The 20,541-nt window shown below is 61.9% G+C and carries 26 protein-coding genes; 13 read left to right on the top strand and 13 right to left on the bottom strand.

What is annotated here, in order from left to right; genetic code table 11:
• Positions 1-69: 69 nt before the first annotated feature.
• Together KJP28_RS07935 and arsB are read left to right on the top strand one after the other, a co-directional pair.
• Positions 70-405, top strand: coding sequence for an ArsR/SmtB family transcription factor (locus KJP28_RS07935; protein WP_218392029.1), 336 nt, complete (start codon positions 70-72; stop codon positions 403-405).
• The gene (gene arsB, locus KJP28_RS07930; RefSeq protein ID WP_218392028.1) at positions 402-1,442 is read left to right on the top strand and encodes an ACR3 family arsenite efflux transporter; all 1,041 of its coding nucleotides are present in this window, start codon (positions 402-404) and stop codon (positions 1,440-1,442) included. The genes KJP28_RS07935 and arsB overlap by 4 nt, the downstream gene beginning before the upstream one ends.
• A gap of 92 nt (positions 1,443-1,534) precedes the next feature.
• Here arsB and KJP28_RS07925 read toward each other — a convergent pair whose 3' ends face one another.
• Complete coding sequence (locus KJP28_RS07925; RefSeq protein WP_218392027.1) at positions 1,535-2,032, bottom strand: fasciclin domain-containing protein; 498 nt, start codon at positions 2,030-2,032, stop codon at positions 1,535-1,537.
• A 234-nt stretch (positions 2,033-2,266) separates the two neighbouring features.
• A complete protein-coding gene (locus KJP28_RS07920; protein WP_218392026.1) occupies positions 2,267-3,604 on the bottom strand; it encodes an SEL1-like repeat protein in 1,338 nt (445 codons plus the stop codon).
• A 140-nt stretch (positions 3,605-3,744) separates the two neighbouring features.
• On the opposite strand from KJP28_RS07920, the gene KJP28_RS07915 reads away from it, so the two are divergent.
• On the top strand, positions 3,745-4,383 hold the full coding sequence (locus KJP28_RS07915; protein ID WP_218392025.1) for a hypothetical protein: 639 nt from the start codon (positions 3,745-3,747) through the stop codon (positions 4,381-4,383).
• Here KJP28_RS07915 and KJP28_RS07910 read toward each other — a convergent pair.
• Both KJP28_RS07910 and KJP28_RS07905 read right to left on the bottom strand, forming a co-directional pair.
• Positions 4,370-4,597 carry a DUF1150 family protein gene (locus KJP28_RS07910; protein ID WP_218392024.1) on the bottom strand — a complete coding sequence of 76 codons (228 nt, stop codon included), beginning with the start codon at positions 4,595-4,597 and terminating at the stop codon, positions 4,370-4,372. The genes KJP28_RS07915 and KJP28_RS07910 overlap by 14 nt on opposite strands.
• A 73-nt stretch (positions 4,598-4,670) precedes the next feature.
• Positions 4,671-5,084: an Hsp20 family protein gene (locus KJP28_RS07905; protein ID WP_218392023.1), complete on the bottom strand. Its 414-nt coding sequence runs from the start codon at positions 5,082-5,084 to the stop codon at positions 4,671-4,673.
• A gap of 169 nt (positions 5,085-5,253) precedes the next feature.
• Here KJP28_RS07905 and KJP28_RS07900 point away from each other — a divergent pair, with 169 nt between their 5' ends.
• The 7 genes from KJP28_RS07900 to KJP28_RS07870 all read left to right on the top strand — a co-directional run bounded on the left by KJP28_RS07900 (position 5,254) and on the right by KJP28_RS07870 (position 12,217).
• Positions 5,254-5,472 (top strand): YdcH family protein, encoded by a 219-nt coding sequence (locus tag KJP28_RS07900; RefSeq protein WP_218392822.1) that lies wholly within the window; start codon positions 5,254-5,256, stop codon positions 5,470-5,472.
• 46 nt (positions 5,473-5,518) lie between these two features.
• Entirely contained in the window at positions 5,519-6,007 is a 489-nt protein-coding gene (purE, locus tag KJP28_RS07895; protein WP_218392022.1) for a 5-(carboxyamino)imidazole ribonucleotide mutase, read from the top strand.
• Complete coding sequence (locus KJP28_RS07890; RefSeq protein ID WP_218392021.1) at positions 6,000-7,073, top strand: 5-(carboxyamino)imidazole ribonucleotide synthase; 1,074 nt, start codon at positions 6,000-6,002, stop codon at positions 7,071-7,073. Before purE ends, KJP28_RS07890 begins: the two co-directional genes overlap by 8 nt.
• On the top strand, positions 7,073-7,840 hold the full coding sequence (gene truA, locus KJP28_RS07885) for a tRNA pseudouridine(38-40) synthase TruA (protein WP_218392020.1): 768 nt from the start codon (positions 7,073-7,075) through the stop codon (positions 7,838-7,840). Before KJP28_RS07890 ends, truA begins: the two co-directional genes overlap by 1 nt.
• 350 nt (positions 7,841-8,190) lie before the next feature.
• On the top strand, positions 8,191-8,883 hold the full coding sequence (locus KJP28_RS07880; RefSeq protein WP_218392019.1) for a site-2 protease family protein: 693 nt from the start codon (positions 8,191-8,193) through the stop codon (positions 8,881-8,883).
• Positions 8,884-8,972: 89 nt separating this feature from the next.
• The gene (parE, locus tag KJP28_RS07875) at positions 8,973-10,925 is read left to right on the top strand and encodes a DNA topoisomerase IV subunit B (protein WP_218392018.1); all 1,953 of its coding nucleotides are present in this window, start codon (positions 8,973-8,975) and stop codon (positions 10,923-10,925) included.
• Positions 10,926-11,887: 962 nt separating this feature from the next.
• On the top strand, positions 11,888-12,217 hold the full coding sequence (locus tag KJP28_RS07870) for a hypothetical protein (protein WP_218392017.1): 330 nt from the start codon (positions 11,888-11,890) through the stop codon (positions 12,215-12,217).
• A 14-nt stretch (positions 12,218-12,231) separates the two neighbouring features.
• Here the strand turns inward: KJP28_RS07870 and KJP28_RS07865 are convergent, their stop codons facing one another.
• Together KJP28_RS07865 and KJP28_RS07860 are read right to left on the bottom strand one after the other, a co-directional pair.
• Complete coding sequence (locus KJP28_RS07865; protein WP_218392016.1) at positions 12,232-12,624, bottom strand: c-type cytochrome; 393 nt, start codon at positions 12,622-12,624, stop codon at positions 12,232-12,234.
• A 127-nt stretch (positions 12,625-12,751) separates the two neighbouring features.
• Positions 12,752-13,246, bottom strand: coding sequence for a pyridoxamine 5'-phosphate oxidase family protein (locus KJP28_RS07860; protein ID WP_218392015.1), 495 nt, complete (start codon positions 13,244-13,246; stop codon positions 12,752-12,754).
• Between the two features lie 118 nt (positions 13,247-13,364).
• On the opposite strand from KJP28_RS07860, the gene KJP28_RS07855 reads away from it, so the two are divergent.
• From KJP28_RS07855 to KJP28_RS07845, 3 genes are all read left to right on the top strand, one after another.
• Positions 13,365-14,090 carry an exopolysaccharide biosynthesis protein gene (locus KJP28_RS07855; protein WP_218392014.1) on the top strand — a complete coding sequence of 242 codons (726 nt, stop codon included), beginning with the start codon at positions 13,365-13,367 and terminating at the stop codon, positions 14,088-14,090.
• A gap of 73 nt (positions 14,091-14,163) precedes the next feature.
• Complete coding sequence (locus tag KJP28_RS07850) at positions 14,164-14,568, top strand: PaaI family thioesterase (protein WP_218392013.1); 405 nt, start codon at positions 14,164-14,166, stop codon at positions 14,566-14,568.
• Positions 14,565-15,008: a DMT family transporter gene (locus tag KJP28_RS07845; protein ID WP_218392012.1), complete on the top strand. Its 444-nt coding sequence runs from the start codon at positions 14,565-14,567 to the stop codon at positions 15,006-15,008. Before KJP28_RS07850 ends, KJP28_RS07845 begins: the two co-directional genes overlap by 4 nt.
• A 122-nt stretch (positions 15,009-15,130) precedes the next feature.
• Here the strand turns inward: KJP28_RS07845 and KJP28_RS07840 are convergent, their stop codons facing one another.
• The 7 genes from KJP28_RS07840 to proS form a co-directional block, all read right to left on the bottom strand.
• Positions 15,131-15,607, bottom strand: a complete 477-nt coding sequence (locus KJP28_RS07840; protein ID WP_218392011.1) for a L,D-transpeptidase — start codon at positions 15,605-15,607, stop codon at positions 15,131-15,133.
• Between the two features lie 84 nt (positions 15,608-15,691).
• A complete protein-coding gene (locus tag KJP28_RS07835) occupies positions 15,692-16,375 on the bottom strand; it encodes an ABC transporter ATP-binding protein (protein ID WP_218392010.1) in 684 nt (227 codons plus the stop codon).
• Entirely contained in the window at positions 16,368-17,648 is a 1,281-nt protein-coding gene (locus tag KJP28_RS07830; RefSeq protein ID WP_218392009.1) for a lipoprotein-releasing ABC transporter permease subunit, read from the bottom strand. Before KJP28_RS07830 ends, KJP28_RS07835 begins: the two co-directional genes overlap by 8 nt.
• Before the next feature lie 47 nt (positions 17,649-17,695).
• Positions 17,696-18,073 carry a hypothetical protein gene (locus KJP28_RS07825; RefSeq protein WP_218392008.1) on the bottom strand — a complete coding sequence of 126 codons (378 nt, stop codon included), beginning with the start codon at positions 18,071-18,073 and terminating at the stop codon, positions 17,696-17,698.
• Position 18,074: 1 nt separating this feature from the next.
• Positions 18,075-18,569, bottom strand: a complete 495-nt coding sequence (locus KJP28_RS07820; RefSeq protein WP_218392007.1) for a DUF2937 family protein — start codon at positions 18,567-18,569, stop codon at positions 18,075-18,077.
• A 60-nt stretch (positions 18,570-18,629) separates the two neighbouring features.
• Complete coding sequence (locus KJP28_RS07815) at positions 18,630-19,106, bottom strand: HXXEE domain-containing protein (RefSeq protein WP_218392006.1); 477 nt, start codon at positions 19,104-19,106, stop codon at positions 18,630-18,632.
• A complete protein-coding gene (gene proS, locus KJP28_RS07810) occupies positions 19,096-20,430 on the bottom strand; it encodes a proline--tRNA ligase (protein WP_218392005.1) in 1,335 nt (444 codons plus the stop codon). Before proS ends, KJP28_RS07815 begins: the two co-directional genes overlap by 11 nt.
• Positions 20,431-20,541 lie beyond the last annotated feature (111 nt).

The following is a 20,541-nucleotide window of genomic DNA, read 5'->3' as shown; positions in this document are numbered from 1 at the left end:
GGACCATCGCCCGGATGCGCGTTCGGACTTTCTCATTGCAGAATCCTATACTTCATCTATTCATGAAATATGGAAAAGACTTCTGCCATCCTCGCCTTGTCCGCGCTTGCGCATGACGTTCGGCTCGACACCTTTCGTGCGCTCGCGCAAGCGGGCGATGACGGCTTGCTGGCCGGGGAAATGGCGCGGGCTTTGTCGATCAACCCGACGACCTTGTCCAACAACCTCAAAATATTGAGCCATGCCGGCTTGATCCATGCCCGGCGCGAGGGGCGCGGCATCCGATATTTCGTAATGGCGGAGGAGATGCGCGCGTTGCTCGGCTACCTGACAGAAGATTGTTGCGGCGGTCGACCTGAGCTTTGCGCCCCCCTCGCCGCCCAAGGAACCGAAAAGACCACATGACCGACACGACAGCCCCCGCCCCCATGGGCCGCTTCGAACGCTATCTTTCTGTCTGGGTCGCCCTCGCCATGGCGGTCGGGATCGCTGTCGGGGTATTCGCACCCGGATTGATGACGGCCATCGCAGGGGCCGAGGTCGCGTCGATCAACCTCGTCGTCGCAGTGCTGATCTGGGCGATGGTCTATCCCATGATGGTCGGGGTCGATTTCGGTGCCGTCGGCGGCATCGCGCGTCAGCCGAAAGGGCTGCTCGTGACTCTGGTGGTGAATTGGCTCATCAAACCCTTCACCATGGCCGCGCTCGCCGTCTTTTTCTTCGAACTGGTGTTCGCCCCCTGGATCGCGCCGGAAGACGCGTCGCAATACATCGCGGGCCTCATCCTGCTGGGTGCCGCCCCCTGCACGGCGATGGTTTTCGTCTGGTCGCAACTCACGCGGGGGGACCCGACCTATACGCTCCTACAGGTCTCGGTGAACGATCTCATCATGGTCGTGGCTTTCGCCCCGATCGTCGCATTTCTTCTTGGCGTGACCGAGATCACCGTGCCTTGGGAAACACTCGTGCTCGCCACGTTGCTATATGTGTTGCTGCCGCTCATTGCCGGTCTCCTGACGCGGCGTCTTCTGGGCCACGAAGACCGGATCGAGGCCTTTGAAAGCAAGGTGAAGCCATGGTCCGCGGTCGGGTTGATCGTAACCGTTGCGATATTGTTCGGGCTTCAAGGTGAGGTCATACTGGCGAAGCCCTTCGTCATCGCCCTGATCGCCGTGCCGATCCTGATCCAGAGTTACGGGATCTTCGCGATTGCTTATGGCGCGGCATATCTCCTGCGGGTGCCACACAGGATTGCGGCACCCTGCGCGCTGATCGGCACGTCGAACTTCTTCGAACTGGCCGTCGCCGTTGCCATCAGTCTTTTCGGCCTGCACTCCGGCGCGGCGCTCGCGACGGTGGTCGGCGTTCTGGTGGAAGTGCCTGTGATGCTGTCGCTCGTCGCATTGGTCAATCGAACGCGTCCCGGTTTTGCGGCCGCATAGGGCCGAGCGGCGCCGGTCTTGCAGGTCGGGCCAGAGGAGACCTCCGGCCCGAACGCATGACTTCGTTTCGATCCATGTCACCCAGCCGGACGTCAGCCGCCGGGCATCAGGACCTTGTCGATCACGTGGATTACGCCATTGCTGGCCTCGATGTCTGCTGACACGACCTTGGCACCGTCGACACGGACACCGTTCATCGCGTTCACGCTCAGGCGGTCGCCCTGAACTGTCAGAACCGCCGCTTTCTTGCCGGCGATATCGCTCGCCATGACCTTCGCCGGAACGACGTGATAGGTCAGGATATCAACCAGTTGGCCTTTGTTTTCCGGTTTCAGCAGGCTCTCGACCGTCCCCGCAGGCAGCGCTGCGAAGGCTTCGTCGGTCGGTGCGAAAACGGTGAACGGACCGTCGCCCTTTAGCGTGTGAACCAATCCGGCGGCCTGAACCGCGGCGACCAAAGTCGAGAACGACCCTGCACCGACGGCGGTGTCAACGATATCCATCTTTTGGCCCTCTGCGCTTGCAGCGGTGCCGGATGCGATGGCGAGGGTGATACCACCAAGTGCGCCGATAAATGTGCGTCTGAACATATCTCTCTCCCTTGTCTGTGAGATGTGCTGACTACGGCCACAAATCGGGAACGGTTCTTCATCCGGTCGAGCGCCCATCGCTTGATTGCTGTAAGTATCTGGCAATATTCACAAAACAATTATGTGATCGATAATATCACGGCCCTTTTTCAAGCACCGGAAAGGGCGAACCTCCGCTCCGTGACGGGCGGCAACGGAAAGTTCGGGCGCTTTGACACGGCGGGGCCGAGGGCGTCAGCCCGGCCTGAACTCGCAATACCATTTTCCGTTCCGCGCGACGGGGGTCAACGGCACATGGCAGGCCCAGATGTTGAGTTTCGTGTCCGAAATGAGCTTGCGCCCCAGTGAACTCGTGTCACGTGCACCGTAGAAACTGTCGATCCGTGCGCCTGGCCGCGCGGTTGCATAGGTGCAGCTCGTGTTATCCTTCTGGGTGAAGAAGGTGATGATCTCCAACCCGAGCTTGTTGGAACAACTCACCGTATTGAGCGACGTGTCACAGCGATTGTGAAAATCGAAATTCACGTTGTCATACTGGCTTATCGTCTTCTTGACGCAACGCGAGGGGTCGCTTTTCGGCATGGCCTCCAATTGACGGACGTAGCGTAGGACGTGCTTGTTGTAGAAATCCTCGGCGTTCTTGCTACCGAGTTCAACGCCCCGCTCGAGCAAGCGGATGCCTTCTATCGCGTCCTGTTCGACGCCGCGCCCATACCAGGTCGCCCAACCCAGCAGGTAATGGGAATACGGATGGTTCTTCCCCACCCCGGACTGCGCGACACGTGCGATCCTCTGGTCCTGGGTCCGGGTTCCCGCGTTCAGATCGACGAGGTAATTAAGGTAGGGTGTGAACGCGTCGGTGACCCCCAGCTTCACCGCTTCGTCATAGATCGCGACCTTCTGCGTCGGTGTAAGTCCCGGGACATTCGCGGCCTTCATGAGATACCCCGTCTCCCCCGCCGATGCGCCCTTGCGGTAGTATGACACGGCCTTGGCTCCATTCCGCGTCTCGAAATACCACCCGAGCGTGTCATACGCATAGACGAGTCCGCCCGCCGCAGCGGTTTCGAGCTGCGCGAGACCTTTCGGGACTTCGAGATTGTTCGTCACACGCAGCCAGCCAGCGTAGTAGCCAATGTCCAGGTCTTTCGACTGCGCATAGATGTAGTCGTAGAACTTGAGCGCTTTGGGAATGTCCTTTTCGACGCCAATGCCCTTTTCACTCAGGTGCCCGTAAATGCCGAATACGGGGAGGTACCTGGCATCCAGACCGGCCCGGAGAAGCCCCGCCGCCTCAGGGTCGAGCGCCGTATTCTGCTGGCTCGCCTTGGCCACGAATGCGCGGGCGAGCCGCGTCTTGTTGACCGGCGTCGGATCCTGCTCGACGGCCTTCCGGCAGGTCGCGATTGCCGCAGTCGGCTCGATATCCTCGAATGCAACCGGCGGGTCATCGCCAAGCCGATGTGCGGCGAGCTTTGCACATTCGGCGGTCCAATCCCGGTTCAGATTTACCACGATGGCGAAGGTTGCAAACGCGGCGCATGCCAGCGAAATCCATACAAAAATTTTCAAACCAATATCCCCCGAATAAAACCGTAGCCTGAGACTCGTCTTCGGCAAAAGAAAAAAGGGCGCGGACGGTTCTGTCTCGTCCGTCTGTTCGGTGGATTGCCTGCTTGCTCAATGAGGGTCGTTGTCGTTTGATCTCGGGCATGTACGCCATTTCGCTCACCTCGATCCCGCCGCGCTTCGGTCAATTGCCGCAGGTGCTCGGGGCGCTTGTGGGACAGGTCGTGCGGCCTGACGTGGTGTTCCTGACGATCCCGAAGCGGTATCGGCGGTTCGAGAGCCGCGCGCTCCCTGCCCTGCCGTTCGGCGTTGCGCTGATCGAGCCGGAGGATGACCCCGGCCCGATTGGAAAGCTTCGCCCGGCCGCCGCGCGATACGGCGGTGATCTTTTGATTTGCGATGACGATTGGCTGTATGCGCCCGACTGGGCAGCCGCGTTCCTGCGTGTACGGGACGATCACCCCAAGGCGGTGCTCGCAGCGTCGAGTTGGGAGTCCGGGCGGATCGGGAGGCCAGGCCGGACAGTGCCACAGGGCTTCGCAGGGGTGATGTTTCCGTCAGCCCTTGCCAGAACCATCCCCGAGCCACCAGAGGCTGCGTGGAGCGTCGACGACGTCTGGATGGCCGGGCATCTGCCGGAGGTCGTCGCGGTTCCCGATGCGCGGGGGAAGATGCGACCCCTGTCCGATCCGGGTGCGCTGCAATTGTCGCCTGAACGGGATGCGGCCAACCGGGCCGCCGCAGCGCTCTGGCCCGATGCGACGAAGGTCAGTGAACCGTAACCGGCTCGTAGCTGTTCTGGCGGGCAAGCACGAACGCCATGTTGCGATCGGCCACAAGCGCCAGACGTTCACCGTCCTCGGAATGGACGGCATAGATCGTGTCGCGACCGCCGGCCTGTTCCTGCAATTCTTCGGGGAGGTCGTTCACGGCAACCTCACGCACATAGACGATGCGGTTGTGGCTGTCGGGAAAAGGGTTGTAGTTCGTTTCCATCGGGCACTCCTTTACAAGCAAGTGATACAGGCGGGGCTTGGATCTCAACGCCCCGGCACGGAAAAGGGTTCATTTACCCTTTCGTGATCTGGATGGTCTGCACCACCTGTTCAGGTGCAGCGCGTTCGAGGTCGATGTGCAAAAGACCGTTTTCGGTGCGTGCGCCCGTCACATCCACGCCGTCGGCCAGGACAAAGCTCTTCATGAACTGACGACCGGCGATGCCACGATGAAGGAACACGCGTCCGTCATCCTTGTCGGAATGCCGCCCGCGCACGACGAGTTTGCGGTCCTCGATCGTGATCGACAGATCATCCTCGGAGAACCCCGCCACGGCGAGCGTGATGCGGTAGGCCCGTTCGGAAACCTGTTCGATATTGAACGGCGGATAGCCTTCAGTGCCGCTTTTCGCGGCCTGTTCGATCATGCGTTCGAGCTGTTCGAACCCGAGGAGAAAGGGGGTGGCCCCCAGTGTCATTTTCGTCATCACAGTCCTTACCAGCAAGCGACCTGTCACAGGGCCCCGTCATCGGCGACCCTGCGGCAAATATGGGTGCTGGCCGGGAACTCTGCAAGAGCCTGAGCTGCCTGAAAAAGTTTGGAGAAACGGCGCGGCGGGAGTATCCTGTTAGCGCATGAAAGACGACTCGCGAAATATGGGCAATTCCTACGAGATGAAGACCGAAGATGTGCTTCGGGTCGAGCTCGAGGTCATGCGGCGAGAGCATCGCGACCTGGACGAGGCGATTTCGGCGCTGGAGGAGGCCGGGCGGGCCGACATGCTCACCATCCGTCGCCTCAAGAAGCAGAAACTACGGCTCAAGGACCAGATCGCGCGCATCGAAGACATGCTGTTTCCCGACATCATTGCATGACACCCTGAGAGGGCTATAAACGGCGTCTCTTATGGAGGGCATGTGCATGGCCGAAGTGAAAGTCGGGATCATCATGGGCAGTCAATCGGACTGGCCGACGATGAAGCTTGCAGCGGATATTCTGGACGAGTTGGGCGTGGCTTACGAGGCCAAGATCGTCTCGGCGCATCGCACGCCGGATCGGCTGTGGGACTACGGCAAGAGCGCGGTTTCGCGTGGCCTTTCGGTGATTATCGCCGGCGCTGGCGGCGCGGCGCACCTGCCCGGCATGATGGCCTCCAAGACGCGCGTGCCGGTGATCGGTGTGCCAGTTCAGACCAAGGCGCTGTCGGGCGTCGACAGCCTCTATTCCATCGTGCAGATGCCAAAGGGCTTTCCGGTGGCGACCATGGCGATCGGGGCCGCGGGGGCCGCGAACGCGGGGCTGATGGCGGCGGGTATTCTGGCGACGTCCGACCCCGACCTCGCAGCGCGGCTCGACGCATGGCGCGAGGCGCTTTCGGCCTCCATTCCCGACGAGCCGCAAGATGACTGAGCCACTTCCCACCGGTGCCGTGATCGGCATTCTCGGCGGCGGCCAGTTGGGCCGGATGCTGTCAGTCGCCGCGGCGCGGCTTGGGTTCAAGACCGCGATCTTCGAACCGGGCGGCGATTGTCCGGCAAGCCACGTGGCAAATTTCCACCTTCAGGCCGAGTATTCCGATACCGAGGCGCTCAAGCGGTTCGCCGAAAGCGTGGACGTGATCACCTACGAGTTCGAGAACATTCCGACCGAGGCGCTGGACGTTCTCGAAGCGCTTCGTCCTGTGCGCCCTGGCCGCAAGGCGCTCAAGGTCAGCCAGGATCGGCTGGCGGAGAAGAGCTTTATCGAGGGTCTGGGCCTTTCAGTCGCACCCTTTGCGGCGGTGGACGATGCCGAAGACCTTGCCGAGGCCATCGAAGAGATCGGCTGCCCCGCGATCCTCAAGACCCGTCGGTTTGGGTATGACGGCAAGGGGCAGGCGCGACTGAAGACATCGACGGACGCGACAGCGGCGCTTTCAGACATGGCGGGGGCGCCCGCGATCCTCGAAGGGTTCGTGGACTTCGATTACGAGGTGAGCGTGATCGGCGCGCGCGGTCTCGACGGTGCATTCGCGGCCTTCACGCCCGGTGAGAACGTGCACAGTGACGGCATACTCGACACGACGACGGTCCCGTCGCGGATGAGTGACGCGACGACCGCCGAAGCGATGGAAATTGCGCAAAAGATCATGGACCGGCTGGATTATGTCGGCGTGATGGGAGTTGAACTTTTCGTACATTCCGAGGGCCTGATCGTGAACGAAATCGCCCCGCGCGTGCACAATTCCGGCCATTGGACGCAAAACGGCTGTGCCATCGACCAGTTCGAACAGCACATCCGAGCAGTGGCTGGCTGGCCCATCGGGGATGGGCGTCGGCACCTCAACGTGACCATGATCAACCTCATCGGTGACGACATGGACCGCGTGCCCCTGCTTGCGACCGATCCGAACAATGCGCTGCACCTTTACGGCAAGGCCGAAGTGAAGCCGGGGCGCAAGATGGGCCATGTGAACCGGATCACCGGGTCCGCGTGATGCCGCGCTACGCGCTCAGGATCGAGTATGACGGCAAGCCGTTCGCGGGCTGGCAGCGTCAGAAGGAGCATCCTTCGGTCCAAGGCGCTATCGAGGCGGCATTGGCAAAGCTGGAACCGGGTGCGCACACGATCGCGGCCGCCGGACGCACCGATGCGGGGGTTCATGCTTTGGGGCAAGTGGCGCATTGCGACCTCGCGAAGGACTGGACGCCGTTCCGCTTGTCCGAAGCGCTGAATTATCACCTGAAACCTGCCCCCGTTGCGATTGTCGGCTGCGCGCTTGTCACGGACGACTTTCACGCGCGGTTTTCGGCGGTGGAGCGGCAATACCTGTTTCGTCTGATTTCACGCCGTGCGCCCCTTGTGCACGATCGCGGCAATGCATGGCGCGTGAGCCATGACCTTGACGCCGAGGCGATGCAGGCAGGCGCGGACCGGCTGATCGGCAAGCACGATTTCACCACGTTCCGTTCGACCATGTGTCAGGCCGACAGCCCTGTGAAGACGCTGGATGAATTGCGGGTGGAACGTCTGCCTTACCCCGGCGGAGTAGAATTCCGGTTTCACGTCCGCGCACGAAGCTTCCTGCACAACCAAGTGCGCAGCTTCGTCGGCACGCTCGAGCGGGTCGGCGCAGGGTCGTGGACAGCGGAGGACGTTTCGCGCGCGCTTGACGCCAAAGATCGCGCCGCTTGCGGTCCGGTCTGCCCGCCGGAAGGTCTCTACCTCGCCAGCGTGACATATCCCTCGGACCCGTTCGAATGAAAAAAGGCCGGATCGTTTCCGACCCGGCCCATTGCCCCAGGGGGAGATCACAGCAGTCGACACTCCCTCAAGCGCCCGTCGCCTTCCCCCGTCGTTTCCCGCCTGACCAGCGGGACCAACTGAATTCGACAAGAACACTTATGCCGAAATTGGGGCGGGTCCGTCAAGGAAAATGACGTTTTTTGCCCTAATTCGGCCCTATTTTTCAATGCATTGGCGCGAAAATGAGGACAATTGGCGAATCGACCAGTGCTTCGTTTACATCCGGAAACAAAGCGCCCACCGGCGTCGGGAATCATCCGCCACATTTGGTCCAAAAGGTGCGCTTGCGGCCCGGTCAGGCGCCGCTAATGTATGCCGGGATCAAACGACGGGACGGCACGATGTTCGGGGACACGACCCTTTTTCAATTCCGGGCCTTGTTCGGGTTCCAGATCGAGGTTCGTAGCTCGATCATCTTTCTCGCGCTCATCTGGATGTTCGCCAGCATCGGGGGCGGATCGCAGGCGCTATTCTACAGTCTCGTCACCTTCGGCATCCTGTTCGTGTCCATCGTGCTGCATGAATTGGGCCACGCCTGGGCCTGCAAGGTTCAGGGTATCCCGGTGCGTGAGGTCGTGGTTTATGGCGGGGGCGGCTACTGTCTTCCGGGCCGTGCGATGTCACGACGCGAGGACGAATTCGTGACCGCCATGGGGCCGGCCGTCACTTGGGCGCTTTGGGCGATCCTGTCGCTGATCGCCCCGATGACGAGCGGGTTTCTCGCCTACGTCCTGCACACTGCCGCCTTTCTCAACCTGTTCCTCGGTATCTTCAACCTGATGCCTGTCCTGCCGCTCGACGGCGGGCGGCTCTTTCGTCTCGTCCTGCTGCGTTTCATGCGCCCGCAACCCGCGACCCGGATCGCCGGTGGCGTCGGTCTTGTCGTCTCGGCGGCCTGGGCGCTGTGGGTGCTGATGGCTTTGTTCGGGGGCGGCTTTTTCTTCCTGCTGTTCATTCCGGATTTCGCGCGCCACCTGCAGATGCTGCGCCACGGTCACTGACCGACCGCATCCGAGGCATCACCATGCCTTTTCCCGGACCGCACCTTCGGCCATAATGTGTGCCAACGAGCAGACATAACGAGAGCGGTATGAGCGACCTCCTGACGAACGTCCCCGACGATTACGACGCCTCTTCCATCGAAGTGCTGGAGGGGCTGGAACCTGTGCGCCAGCGGCCCGGCATGTATATCGGCGGCACCGATGAACGCGCGCTGCATCACATGGTGGCCGAAATCCTCGACAATTCGATGGACGAGGCTGTGGCGGGCCATGCCAACCGGATCGAGGTGACGCTTCATGCGGATTACACGGTTACGGTCACCGACAACGGGCGCGGCATTCCCATCGACCCGCATCCGAAGTTTCCGGGCAAGTCCGCGCTCGAGGTCATTCTCTGCACACTCCATGCGGGCGGCAAATTTTCGGGCAAGGCGTATCAGACGTCTGGCGGGCTGCATGGCGTCGGCTCGTCAGTGGTGAATGCGCTGTCGGACTCTCTTGTCGTGCAGGTGGCGAAGAACAAGGAGCTTTATGAGCAGCGCTTTTCGCGCGGCCTGCCGCTCGGCAGTGTCGAGAAGGTGGGCGCGGCTCCGAACCGGCGCGGCACGTCGGTGAGCTTTCACGCGGACGAAGAAATTTTCGGCCACCACCGGTTCAAGCCCAAACGGCTGTTCACCCTCGCCCGGTCCAAGGCGTATCTGTTCTCGGGCGTCGAGATCCGCTGGAAGTCCGAGATCGACGATGGCGAGACGCCGACCGAGGCCACGTTCCACTTTCCCGGCGGTCTGTCCGATTACCTCAAGGAAACGCTCGGCACCGCCAGCACCTATTCCGAAACCGGGTTTTCGGGAAAGGTGACGTTCAAGGAGAAGTTCGGGGAACCGGGTTACGTCGAATGGGCGATCAACTGGACCCCGTCGCGCGACGGGTTCCTGCAAAGCTATTGTAACACGGTGCCGACGCCCGAGGGCGGCACCCATGTCACCGGCTTCTGGGCAGCGATCCTGAAGGGGATCAAGGCCTATGGCGAATTGGTGGGCAACAAGAAGGCCGCGCAGATCAACCGCGACGACCTGATGACGGGCGGCTGTGCGCTAGTGTCCACATTCATCGCGGACCCGGCTTTCGTGGGTCAGACCAAGGACCGGCTTTCGACGGAAAGCGCGGCCAAGATGGTCGAAGGCGCGGTGCGCGACCATTTCGACAACTGGCTCGCGGCGGATACGAAGAGCGCGGGCGCGATCCTCGACTTCCTGATCCTCAGAGCCGAGGAGCGGTTGCGCCGTCGGCAGGAGAAGGAAACGCAGCGCAAATCGGCGACCAAGAAGCTGCGGCTTCCCGGCAAGCTGGTGGATTGCTCGGCCACGAATCGCGACGGCACCGAGATATTCCTCGTCGAGGGCGATAGCGCCGGTGGGTCAGCCAAGATGGCGCGGGACCGCAAGACACAGGCGCTTCTGCCCTTAAGGGGTAAAATCCTGAACGTGCTGGGGGCGGCCAGTTCAAAGCTCGGTTCGAACCAGGAGATCAACGACCTGTGCCAAGCGCTTGGCGTCAGCATGGGCACACGGTTCAACGTGGACGACCTGCGGTACGACAAGGTCATCATCATGACCGACGCCGACGTCGACGGTGCGCATATCGCGGCACTCCTGATGACGTTCTTCTTCAGCCAGATGCGCCCGCTGATCGACCACGGCCACCTCTACCTCGCCTGCCCGCCGCTCTATCGCCTGACGCAGGGGGCCAAGCGGCTCTATGTGGCCGACGACGCGGAGAAGGACCTTTGGATGGAGAAGGGTCTGGGCGGTAAGGGCAAGATCGACACCCAGCGCTTCAAGGGTCTGGGCGAGATGGATGCGAAGGATTTGAAAGAAACCACGATGGACCCGGCGACAAGGAAGCTGATCCGCGTGACCATCGACGAGGACGAGCCGGGCGAGACCGGGGACCTGGTGGAACGGCTCATGGGCAAAAAGCCGGAGCTGCGGTTCCAGTATATTCAGGAGAATGCGCGGTTCGTTGAGGAGTTGGATGTTTAGGCTGGAAATATAATACTGTCTTAGTAAACATAGTGCCCGCTGAAATGCACTAATCTGGATTTGGCAGATCGAACATAGTTGGATTTCTCAGAAATCGTAGAATTTGAGGGCAGTAGATACCGATTAATACCTCGCACCGAAGATTGTTTTCGCGTCGGCAATCCATAAGAAGCTGCGCCCAATTGCACTTGGCTAACGTCTTAAGAAGACCGGATCGGAATAGGAAAACCATACTTGGTGCAAGTTCTATCCCACGAACATTTCGCCGCATAATGTCATTTCTTCGAGTCTCTCGGACTGAGAAAACTCAAGAGTCTCAATACCAACAGGATAGAGAATGAGATCCAGCAAACACCTAAAACTGTGAATGACGAAGCTGATGGATGAACGTCCAACAGATCTCCAAATAGAATTAACCACACCAACGACAATATACAAATGGCCGAAAATGCTGTCTTTGCCTTTTTCACCATTGTGTTCTGTTGCTCGATTTCTGCATTTCTCACATATATTCTATATCTTGACCATTTCCAAGCAAGAGCACCGAGGGTGGTTGCACCACCACTTGGAAACACCTCTTGCGCCCAAAGCGCGTAGGATCACGACACTTCGACTTCTTAGTGCGCCGCCGCGCGCGTCTCATTCAAGGCGGATTCGACGCTCGCCTGCTATCCATTGGGTGCATATTGATGAAACCGACCCACCGAGGTCCCGGATCACGTCCGGGACGGGTGAGGGTGTCACGCCCCGGACTTGATCCGGGGCCTCTTGCGGGTCGAGGTTGTGGGTATGGATGCGGGCGGTTTTGTTGTATCGGCGCATTTGTCGGGGTGAACCCCGGCCTACGGGGGTGATGGTGGGCGTGCGCCCGCCCCTCGGCAAATCCCCGCCATTGGCGTTCTTCCGCTGATACCGTTCGCCGCGCCCATACGTTAGGAGGGGGCAAACGAAAGGACTGACCTATGCGCAAGATGACCAGACCGGTGATCCTCGTCGCAGCGACGCTCGCCCTCGCTGCGCCCGTCGCCGCCAATCCGGGCAAGAACAACGGTGTTGGTTGGGGCGTCGGGGGTGTTCCGCCGGGGCACCAGAAGAAGATGCAGCGCTATGAGGAGCGCGATGTTCGTGTGATCCGGGAATATGTCGTTGTTCGCGACCCCGGCCTTTACGGGTTGCCCACCCTGCCCGCCGATCAGATGTATGTGCGGCAGAACGACGAGATCTATCGCATTTTCCGCGACACCGCTGTTGTGGTCGAAGCCATCGGGATCGTGTCGGACCTGCTGAACTGAGGCCTCGCGCTGGCCTAGGCCTGCAGGCCTTCGAGGTACTCCGCCAGCCGGATCAGAGCGAGGGGTGTGGGTGTTGGCGTGCCGTTTGCATCCTCCCACATCCCCATCTCGCCACCCAGAAGCTCTCCGAAGACCGGCATCGGTCCGTGCGTCTCTTCGCGTGCGTATCCGTCGATGGTGGACATCACGTAGGCCGCGGGAAATGTACCATCATGGCGCGCGGCAAGTGTCGTGAGGTTGGCCGCGCGGGTGGTGCCGACCATGTCGCCGCCGGTCGCATCAGCCCCGTGGCAGCCTGCGCAATAGGTGGCGTAGAGTTCGGCCCCGGTCGGACCTTCGGCCGGATCGGGGTCGAGCGTACAGGCCGCGATGACGATGATGGCGGGCAAAATGGCGAGATATTTCATGGCGCTCCCCTGTCGCAGAAACCATAGCGCGACGCAGTGATCCTGTCATCACGTCGCGCAAAGGCACAGCGGAAATTTCAGGGATGACGCTTGGGTTGGGGCAGCGCAATTGCGCCGCCCCGCGCGATCAGAATGCGATCACTTCGTGGGTGCCGACATCGGGTTCCTCGCCCTTGGCATGGGCCTTGGCGATTTCCCATCCGAAGACGAAGGCGCTGTCGGTCGAGGCCCAGATCGAGGCTTCTTCGAGGTCGAGCTTGAGAAGCACCAGAGCGGGATCGTTCTGATCCTCGAACCACGCGCCCGCGACCGGGTTCCACAATTCCTTGCGTTTGGCGGCATCTTCGACCTTCTTGATCTTGCCACGCGCGCAGATCTGAACGTCCTGGCCTTTGCTGACCAGCGTGAAATGCGCGATGGCGCCTGCACCGACGGCGCGGGTCAGGTCAGTCTTCAGGCTGGTGATGAACCAAAGCGCCTTGGCGTCCCGGTCGATGAAATGGGTCATCGGCTGCATGTGCTGGCCGGACCCCTCAACGCCAAGCATCCCGAAGCCGGTATCTTCGGCGGTGCCCCAGAAGAGCTCTTTCGGTTCGGTTTTGGCGGTTTTTATCTCGGACATATCTGTCTCCTTTCAAAGCCGCCAACGCAGGGGCGGTCGGTGCTGTTCCGCCCACACGGCGCGTGTTGCGGAACCATGCCGGTCGCCGGGGGTTCCCTATTGGTAAGGACGGAGCCAGATGACAGACGAAACAGCCGAATCAGCACCGCGCCGCCGCTTCGGTGCGCGTGCGAACAGCGTCATGGACGTGATCGACCGTGCCCGCGGCGCTTTGCGCAAGGGTGGCGACGAGGTGACGGTCCGGGACGTGGTCGAGTCGCTCGGCAAAGCGTCGTTCGCCCCGCTGCTGCTCGTCCCGGCGCTGGTCGTCGTCACGCCGGCAAGCGGCATTCCGCTCCTGTCTTCGATCTGCGGCATTTCCATCGCGTTGATCGCCGCGCAGATGGTTCTGGGCCGCGATCATGTCTGGCTGCCCAAATGGATCATGCGACGTGGCGCCCCGAAAGCGCGGATGGAAACCGCGTTCGACTGGATCGCGCCGATTGCCCGTTTTCTTGATCGGATCACGCGCCAGCGCCTGTGCGCGCTTGTCGAAAAACCGCTGCTGATCGTGCCGCAGATCCTTGCGTTTCTCTGCGGTGCGGTCATGCCACTCCTGGAAGTGCTGCCGTTCACCTCGTCCATGCTCGGCGCGACGGTGAGCCTGCTTGCGGTCGGCATGGTGACGCGGGACGGGCTTTTGGTGGTTCTTGGGGTCTTCGTGATCCTCGCGACGATCTACACTGGCCATTCGCTCCTGACGTCCGATGCGATGGCGGCGACCGCAGGTGCCCTGGCCGAAACGGCAGGGGCGATGGCCAAGACGGCGGGCGAAGCGGCTGGCGGCATGGCCAAACCGCAGTAACCTAGCCACGCGGCGTGAATGTGGCTTGCTCAAAAGGCTTGCCGTTCAGAGAAAGCCCCGCCATTTTCGGCCCATGACACCCGAAACGGCACAGCAATTGCTCGACGCGAATTTCGCACCCTGGGTGCGCGCGCTTGAAATCCGCATCGACGACATCGGCCCGACCGGGGCCACCCTGTCCATTCCTATCTCCGATGACATAGCCCGCGTCGGCGGGATCGTGTCGGGGCAAGCACTCGCAACCTTGGCGGATACCGCGATGGTGTTCGCAGCCGCCGGTCACTTTCAAGCCTTCAAACCCGTCGCCACCACCAATCTGGACACGGTTTTCCTGCGCCCGGGCTCCGGTGAAAGAATCGCCTGCCGCGCCGAGATCGTGCGGGCCGGGCGTGCGGTGGTCTTCGCACAGGCCGAGATGATCGCCCTGCCCGCGGACAAACCCGTGGCGACCGCAACCGCAACCTACATGATCCCATGAACCAGACAGCTATTTACGCCCTCACGATGCTCGCGGCCGGGATCGGCATTCCCATCCTCGCCGCCTTGAACGCAGGACTTGGGCAAAAGATCGGCAACCCCTTCGCCACGGGCGTGGTCTTGTTCTCCGTCGCATTGGCGGTCGGCATCGTCGCGGCGCTCGTCAGTGGCCCTCAAGCGCTCGCGAAACTGCCCGACGCGCCCAGACACCTCTACCTCGCAGGTCTGTTCGTCGCCTTCTACGTCTTGTCGATCACCTGGGTCGCCCCACATTTCGGTGTCGGGAATGCCGTGTTCTTCGTCCTGCTCGGGCAGCTCATCTCGGCGGCCCTGATCGACCAATACGGCCTGTTCGGCGCAAAGCTGTCGCCCATTTCGATGACCCGCGCGGCGGGTATCGCTGTCATGGCGCTCGGCGTCTGGCTCACCCAGAAAGCCTGACCGCTTCATCGTTTCAAAAATACTTCGGGAGGGGGCGTGACATCGCCCGCGATGTCACGTGGGGAGGGCTGGCCCCCCCCGTCGGTCGGACGGGCTTCTGCCCGTTCGACCGATCCGTCGCATTACTCCTGCACGACGATGTACGTATCCTGTTTCCCGACGTTCCGGATCATCGAATACAGCACTTTCGCATTGTCCGGGTGAAGCCGGACGCAGCCTGCGGATGCCGGCTGGCCAAGGCGGTTGATCGCATCGGTGCCGTGGATCGCGTAATGCCCGGAGTAGAAAACCGACCACGGCATGGGCGCGTTGTTGTACAGCGACGAGCGGTGGTTGGGCGAAAACACCTGCGGCTGGAACGTGCCACGCGGCGTGATCTTGCCCGGACGCGCGGTGGACACGGGCCAGGTGTGCACCCGTTGGCCGTCCTGGATGACCGTCATCTTCTGTTCGGAAATATCGACGCGCACGACGATACGGGAGGGCGACTGGTTGGAGGACGAGAAAACCTCGTCGGCGCTGGCAGGCGCGGTTGCAGCAGACAAGAAAAAAGCCGCGCCTGCTATCAGGGCGGCGGACTTCGAACGATTGATCAACATGTGGCAGTATCCCCTTCAAATACCAAACGATCATTCAGGGGTGAAACGATTCCCGCAAGCGGATTCCCGCCGAAATCGACGATCTCACTTCGATGTGACGATCCGGCCCGCGTCGAGCTTGACGACACGGTCCATTCGCTCTGCCAATGCCACGTTGTGGGTCGCGATGAGCGCCGAGAGCCCGGTTTCGGACACGAGCTGCATCAGCGTATCGAACACGCGATCGGACGTATCCGGGTCGAGGTTTCCGGTCGGTTCGTCTGCAAGCAGGAGCGCAGGGCCGTTGGCAAGTGCACGACAGAAAGCGACCCGCTGTTGCTCGCCCCCGGACAGTTCCGCCGGTCGGTGCGCGGCGCGCGGCGCAACTCCGACACGGTCGAGCAGCATTTCCGCGCGTGTTCGCGCCTCGGATTGGGTGACCCCGTTCGCGAGCTGCGGCAGGACGATGTTTTCGAGTGCGGTGAACTCCGGCAACAGGTGGTGGAACTGGTAGATGAAACCGATCTTCGACCGACGCAGCGCGGTGCGGCGGCGGTCACCCAGATCGCTCACGTCCTCGCCGGAAATCATCACTCGGCCCGCGCTCGGCGTGTCGAGCAGTCCTGCGATATGCAGAAGCGTGGATTTCCCGGCACCCGACGGTGCGACGAGGGCAACGACCTCGCCCGCGCGGATCGCGACATCGGCGCCTTTCAAGACCTCGATTTCGCCCGGTTCACCCCGGTTATAGACCTTCTCTATACCCTCGAGCATCAGCGCATCACTCATACCGAAGCGCCTCCACCGGATTCATGCGCGCGGCGCGGCGAGCGGGAAAGATCGTCACGACGAAGGACAGACCAAGCGACAGGGCGACAGCGGAGAGCACGTCACCCAGTTGAAGCTCGGCGGGGAGTGCGTAAATGCCGCGCACGGATGCGTCCCAGACCCCACCGCCGGAAAGGTAATTCACTGCTGCGAAAATCGGGTCGATGTAGATCGCGAAGAGGCAGCCGAGGATCACGCCCGCGATGGTGCCGACGACCCCTGTAAGCGAGCCGCAGAGAAAGAAGACGCGCAGGACCGAGCCCTCGGTCAACCCCATCGTGCGCAGGATGCCGATGTCGCGCCCCTTGTTCTTCACGAGCATGATGAGGCCCGACACGATGTTCATCGAGGCGATCAGGACGAGGACGGACAGGATGATGAACATCACGTTGTCCTCGATCTCGAGCGCCCGCAGGAACGCGCCCGCGCTATCCTGCCAGGTCCAGGACAACGCCCCCTCGCCCGCTGCGGCCAGCACCAGAGGCACGTAGCGGTCGATGGCTTCGGGGTCGTCCACCATGATCTCGATCTCGTCGACGCTGCCTTCCTTGTTGAAAAAGCTCTGCGCCTCCGCCAGTGGCAGGTAGACCCGTGTGCTGTCGATGTCGTAGCGGCCCGCCGAGAAGATATAGGTCACATCGTAGACATTGATGCGGGGCGACACGCCGAACGCGGTTTTCACACCGTTGGGCGAGATCAGGCGGATCTTTTCACCCAATGTCAGCCCAAGATCACGGGCCACGCCGGCGCCTATCGCGATGCCATCGTCGTAGTTTTCGAGGCTGCCTTGCGCGGTCTCCGGGTCGGCGATACGGGGAAGCGTTCGGAAGTCATCCAGCCGCATGCCGAAGACCTGCACACCTGCGTTCGCGTCGATGTGGTTGGCCATGACCTGACCTTTCACCACGGGCGCGGCACGGGTCACGCCTTCGACAGCGCGGATGTTCTCGGCCCAGCCGTCGAAATCGGTGATCGCCCGGTCGATCTGACCGTTTTCCTTGAACTCGCCCGCGGAATAGACCGACACATGCCCATTGGCGCCAAGGATCGTATCGACGAACTCGGTGCGGAACCCGGTGCGCACGGCGAGCGTGATGATGAGCGCGGCGACGGCGAGAGTGATGCCGATGAGCGATATCCACGTCATCGTGGACACGCCTCCCTCGGCCTTGCGGGCACGCAGGTAGCGCCAGGCGATCATCCATTCGAAGCGGGAAAAGGGCGTGTTGCTCATGTGCGGGTCCTGCGCCCGGTGCGGCCTGTGGTCAAGTCACGGGCGCGTCAGGCGGCTTTGTCCTCTGCCGATGCGGGTTCGGGCGACGAGGCGACAAGTCCGGTACCGATGGCGGCGATCGCGATTGCGGCGAAGATTGCCATCCAGAGCGGTGTGAACTCGATAGGACGTTCTCCGAACCCGACCGTGTTCACGAAACGACCGATGAGCCAGAAAATCACAACCATCACGGCCTGAATGCCCAGGATCGGCGCAAGCGATGCCAGGGGTTTCTTCACCCGCGTCGCTCCGATGACCGCGTTGAGGACGAAGACCGCGTACACGCCGAGGAGCCAGAGAAACGGAAACTTCACGATGCCTGCCAGCAGCGGCAGCAGGAACAACAGCCCCGCCGAGACCAAAGCAAAGCGCATTTTCTTGTGCATGTCAGACCTTTCTGGCGCGCCGGAACGGGCGCAGGAGAAGCGAGAGGAGGCCCGCGATCAGCGCCCAGCCGAATGCGAACCCGATGCCAGCCGTGAGGAATCCATCCACCGTGACCGGCACGGCGGGTTGATAATGCTCCCACGTGCGTTCCACAAGCTCAGGGTCGCGGATGCGGTAGAACTTGCCGAGCCGCGCAACCGGTGTGGCGGGGCGCAGGGCTTCGTAGTCAGAGCGGAGGCGTTCGTAACGCGCGACCCGCTCGGCCAGTCCGGAGCCCATGTCGGAAATCAGCGCAGAATTGCCCGACCGCATCTCGTCCAGCGCCTCTTCGCGGGTCTTGCCAACCGCCGCTGCCGCGCCATCGACGAGGATCGTGACCGCTCGCAATTCGTCGACCGCGCCCGACAGGCGCTGAACGTATTGCTGCGAAAACTCGGGAAACTGCGAGAACGCAAGGGCGCCGACGAGCCCGCCTGCGAGGGGGAACAACCGCATTTTGCCTCTCCTTTTTTTGTCGCGAAGAGTGCCGGTCCCGAGACCTCCGGTCAAGCGTCGTCAGCCGGCAAGCCAGAGCGCCGCCCAGGTGACCGGTGCCATCGCAATCACTCCGACGCCTGCCGCAGTCAGGCGGGCGGGATCGGTAAGCGGAAGGTTTCGGTAGAGCCAAAGACCGGCCGGCAGGACGAGCGCCAAGGCGGTCGCCGTGCCGGGCATGTAGGACAGCGTCACAAAGCTCAGCGTCACATGGCTCACGACATTGGCGAGCAACATGCCGACGACCAGCGCCACGACGATCTGCACGGCGCGATGCGGCACCGAGCGTCCGACAACCAGCACGGCCATGCCCGCCAGTGTCAGTCCAATGATCGCGCGCGACATCTGGACGGCCGGTATGGCGATGGACAGTTCGAGCGTCGCGATCCATGAAGCGAGGCCCGTGAGTTCCTCGATGTTATGGACGAGGAAGGCGAACGCGGCGTAGCTGTAGGCGCGGCAGGGGGCCGCGAGGCTCGATGCGGGGTCAGACGCCATAGATCTCCTTGATCCGCGCGACGGCCATTTCGGGGGCCAGTTCCTCGGACTCGCCCGTGCGGCGCGAAGTCAGTTCGACCACACCGTTCTTGAGACCGCGCGGACCGACCGTGACCCGCCACGGCAGACCGATCAGGTCCATGGTCGCGAATTTGCCACCCGCGCGTTCGTCACGGTCGTCATAGAGCGGCTCCAGCCCTGCGGCTGTGAGCGCGGCGTAGATGTCTTCGCAGGCCTTGTCGGTTTCGGCGTCGCCCTGGCGCAGGTTGACGATTCCCGCGTGGAATGGCGTCACGCCCTCGGGCCAGATGATGCCCTTGTCGTCGTGGTTCGCCTCGATCAGCGCGCCGACGAGGCGGCTGACGCCGATCCCGTGCGACCCCATGTGGACCGGGACCTTGTTGCCCTCGCTGTCCTGCACGGTGGCGCCCATCGGCTCGGAATACTTGGTGCCGAAGTAGAAAATCTGACCGACCTCGATCCCACGCGCCACGCGGCGACGTTCTTCGGGGATCTGGTTGAACAGGTCTTCGTCGTGAGTCTCGTCCGTGCGGGCGTAGCGCGAGGTGAATTCCTCGAGCACGCCCTGGCATTGCTCGACACTGTCGTAGTCGATTTCGCGGTCGCCGAACCGCAAATCGGTGATTTCGCTGTCATAGAACACTTCGCTTTCACCGGTTTCGGCCAGCACGAGGAATTCATGGGTGTCGTCGCCCCCGATGGGCCCGGAATCAGCACGCATCGGGATCGCCTGAAGCCCCATGCGCTCATAGGTGCGCAGGTAGCTGACGAGATGGCGGTTGTAAGCGTGCAGCGCGTCTTCCTTGGTCAGATCGAAGTTGTAGCCGTCTTTCATGTAGAACTCGCGGCCCCGCATCACGCCGAAACGCGGGCGGATCTCGTCACGGAATTTCCACTGGATGTGGTAGAGGGTGAGGGGCAGGTCCTTGTAGCTGCCGACATGGGAGCGGAAGATGTCCGTCACCATCTCTTCATTGGTGGGACCATAGAGCATGTCGCGCCCGTGCCGGTCCTGCATCCTCAGCATTTCCGGGCCATACGCGTCATATCGCCCGGATTCGCGCCAGAGGTCCGCCGACTGAAGTGTCGGCATCAGGATCGGGATGTGCCCCGCCCGCTGTTGCTCTTCATGCACGATATTTGTGATGTTCTGGAGCACCTTGTAGCCCAGCGGCAGCCAGGAGTAGTTCCCCGCAGAGGCTTGCTTGATCATGCCCGCGCGCAGCATCAAACGGTGGCTGGCGATCTGGGCGTCGGCCGGCGTTTCTTTCAGAACCGGCAGGAAATAGCGGGACAGGCGCATGGAACCCTCGTGCTGTTTGTCGTCCCGGAGTCCCTAGCCTTTGCCGGGAGAAGCGGCAAGGGGCTGCGCCCTGCATCGCGGACGCACGCGTTGACAGGGCATGGGCGGCGG

It is taken from the genome of Maritimibacter dapengensis (genome assembly GCF_019218265.1).
GTDB lineage: Bacteria > Pseudomonadota > Alphaproteobacteria > Rhodobacterales > Rhodobacteraceae > Maritimibacter > Maritimibacter dapengensis.
This window is presented reverse-complemented; position numbering and strand designations above follow the sequence as displayed.

What these genes read in the sequence shown, in the direction of transcription:
- KJP28_RS07935 (WP_218392029.1), top strand. Translation starts at nt 70, where the DNA reads ATGGAAAAGACTTCTGCCATCCTCGCCTTGTCCGCGCTTGCGCATGAC.
- arsB (WP_218392028.1), top strand. Translation starts at nt 402, where the DNA reads ATGACCGACACGACAGCCCCCGCCCCCATGGGCCGCTTCGAACGCTAT.
- KJP28_RS07925 (WP_218392027.1), bottom strand. Translation starts at nt 2,032, where the DNA reads ATGTTCAGACGCACATTTATCGGCGCACTTGGTGGTATCACCCTCGCC.
- KJP28_RS07915 (WP_218392025.1), top strand. Translation starts at nt 3,745, where the DNA reads ATGTACGCCATTTCGCTCACCTCGATCCCGCCGCGCTTCGGTCAATTG.
- KJP28_RS07910 (WP_218392024.1), bottom strand. Translation starts at nt 4,597, where the DNA reads ATGGAAACGAACTACAACCCTTTTCCCGACAGCCACAACCGCATCGTC.
- KJP28_RS07905 (WP_218392023.1), bottom strand. Translation starts at nt 5,084, where the DNA reads ATGACGAAAATGACACTGGGGGCCACCCCCTTTCTCCTCGGGTTCGAA.
- KJP28_RS07900 (WP_218392822.1), top strand. Translation starts at nt 5,254, where the DNA reads ATGGGCAATTCCTACGAGATGAAGACCGAAGATGTGCTTCGGGTCGAG.
- purE (WP_218392022.1), top strand. Translation starts at nt 5,519, where the DNA reads ATGGCCGAAGTGAAAGTCGGGATCATCATGGGCAGTCAATCGGACTGG.
- KJP28_RS07890 (WP_218392021.1), top strand. Translation starts at nt 6,000, where the DNA reads ATGACTGAGCCACTTCCCACCGGTGCCGTGATCGGCATTCTCGGCGGC.
- truA (WP_218392020.1), top strand. Translation starts at nt 7,073, where the DNA reads ATGCCGCGCTACGCGCTCAGGATCGAGTATGACGGCAAGCCGTTCGCG.
- KJP28_RS07880 (WP_218392019.1), top strand. Translation starts at nt 8,191, where the DNA reads ATGTATGCCGGGATCAAACGACGGGACGGCACGATGTTCGGGGACACG.
- parE (WP_218392018.1), top strand. Translation starts at nt 8,973, where the DNA reads ATGAGCGACCTCCTGACGAACGTCCCCGACGATTACGACGCCTCTTCC.
- KJP28_RS07870 (WP_218392017.1), top strand. Translation starts at nt 11,888, where the DNA reads ATGCGCAAGATGACCAGACCGGTGATCCTCGTCGCAGCGACGCTCGCC.
- KJP28_RS07865 (WP_218392016.1), bottom strand. Translation starts at nt 12,624, where the DNA reads ATGAAATATCTCGCCATTTTGCCCGCCATCATCGTCATCGCGGCCTGT.
- KJP28_RS07860 (WP_218392015.1), bottom strand. Translation starts at nt 13,246, where the DNA reads ATGTCCGAGATAAAAACCGCCAAAACCGAACCGAAAGAGCTCTTCTGG.
- KJP28_RS07855 (WP_218392014.1), top strand. Translation starts at nt 13,365, where the DNA reads ATGACAGACGAAACAGCCGAATCAGCACCGCGCCGCCGCTTCGGTGCG.
- KJP28_RS07850 (WP_218392013.1), top strand. Translation starts at nt 14,164, where the DNA reads ATGACACCCGAAACGGCACAGCAATTGCTCGACGCGAATTTCGCACCC.
- KJP28_RS07845 (WP_218392012.1), top strand. Translation starts at nt 14,565, where the DNA reads ATGAACCAGACAGCTATTTACGCCCTCACGATGCTCGCGGCCGGGATC.
- KJP28_RS07840 (WP_218392011.1), bottom strand. Translation starts at nt 15,607, where the DNA reads ATGTTGATCAATCGTTCGAAGTCCGCCGCCCTGATAGCAGGCGCGGCT.
- KJP28_RS07835 (WP_218392010.1), bottom strand. Translation starts at nt 16,375, where the DNA reads ATGAGTGATGCGCTGATGCTCGAGGGTATAGAGAAGGTCTATAACCGG.
- KJP28_RS07830 (WP_218392009.1), bottom strand. Translation starts at nt 17,648, where the DNA reads ATGAGCAACACGCCCTTTTCCCGCTTCGAATGGATGATCGCCTGGCGC.
- KJP28_RS07825 (WP_218392008.1), bottom strand. Translation starts at nt 18,073, where the DNA reads ATGCACAAGAAAATGCGCTTTGCTTTGGTCTCGGCGGGGCTGTTGTTC.
- KJP28_RS07820 (WP_218392007.1), bottom strand. Translation starts at nt 18,569, where the DNA reads ATGCGGTTGTTCCCCCTCGCAGGCGGGCTCGTCGGCGCCCTTGCGTTC.
- KJP28_RS07815 (WP_218392006.1), bottom strand. Translation starts at nt 19,106, where the DNA reads ATGGCGTCTGACCCCGCATCGAGCCTCGCGGCCCCCTGCCGCGCCTAC.
- proS (WP_218392005.1), bottom strand. Translation starts at nt 20,430, where the DNA reads ATGCGCCTGTCCCGCTATTTCCTGCCGGTTCTGAAAGAAACGCCGGCC.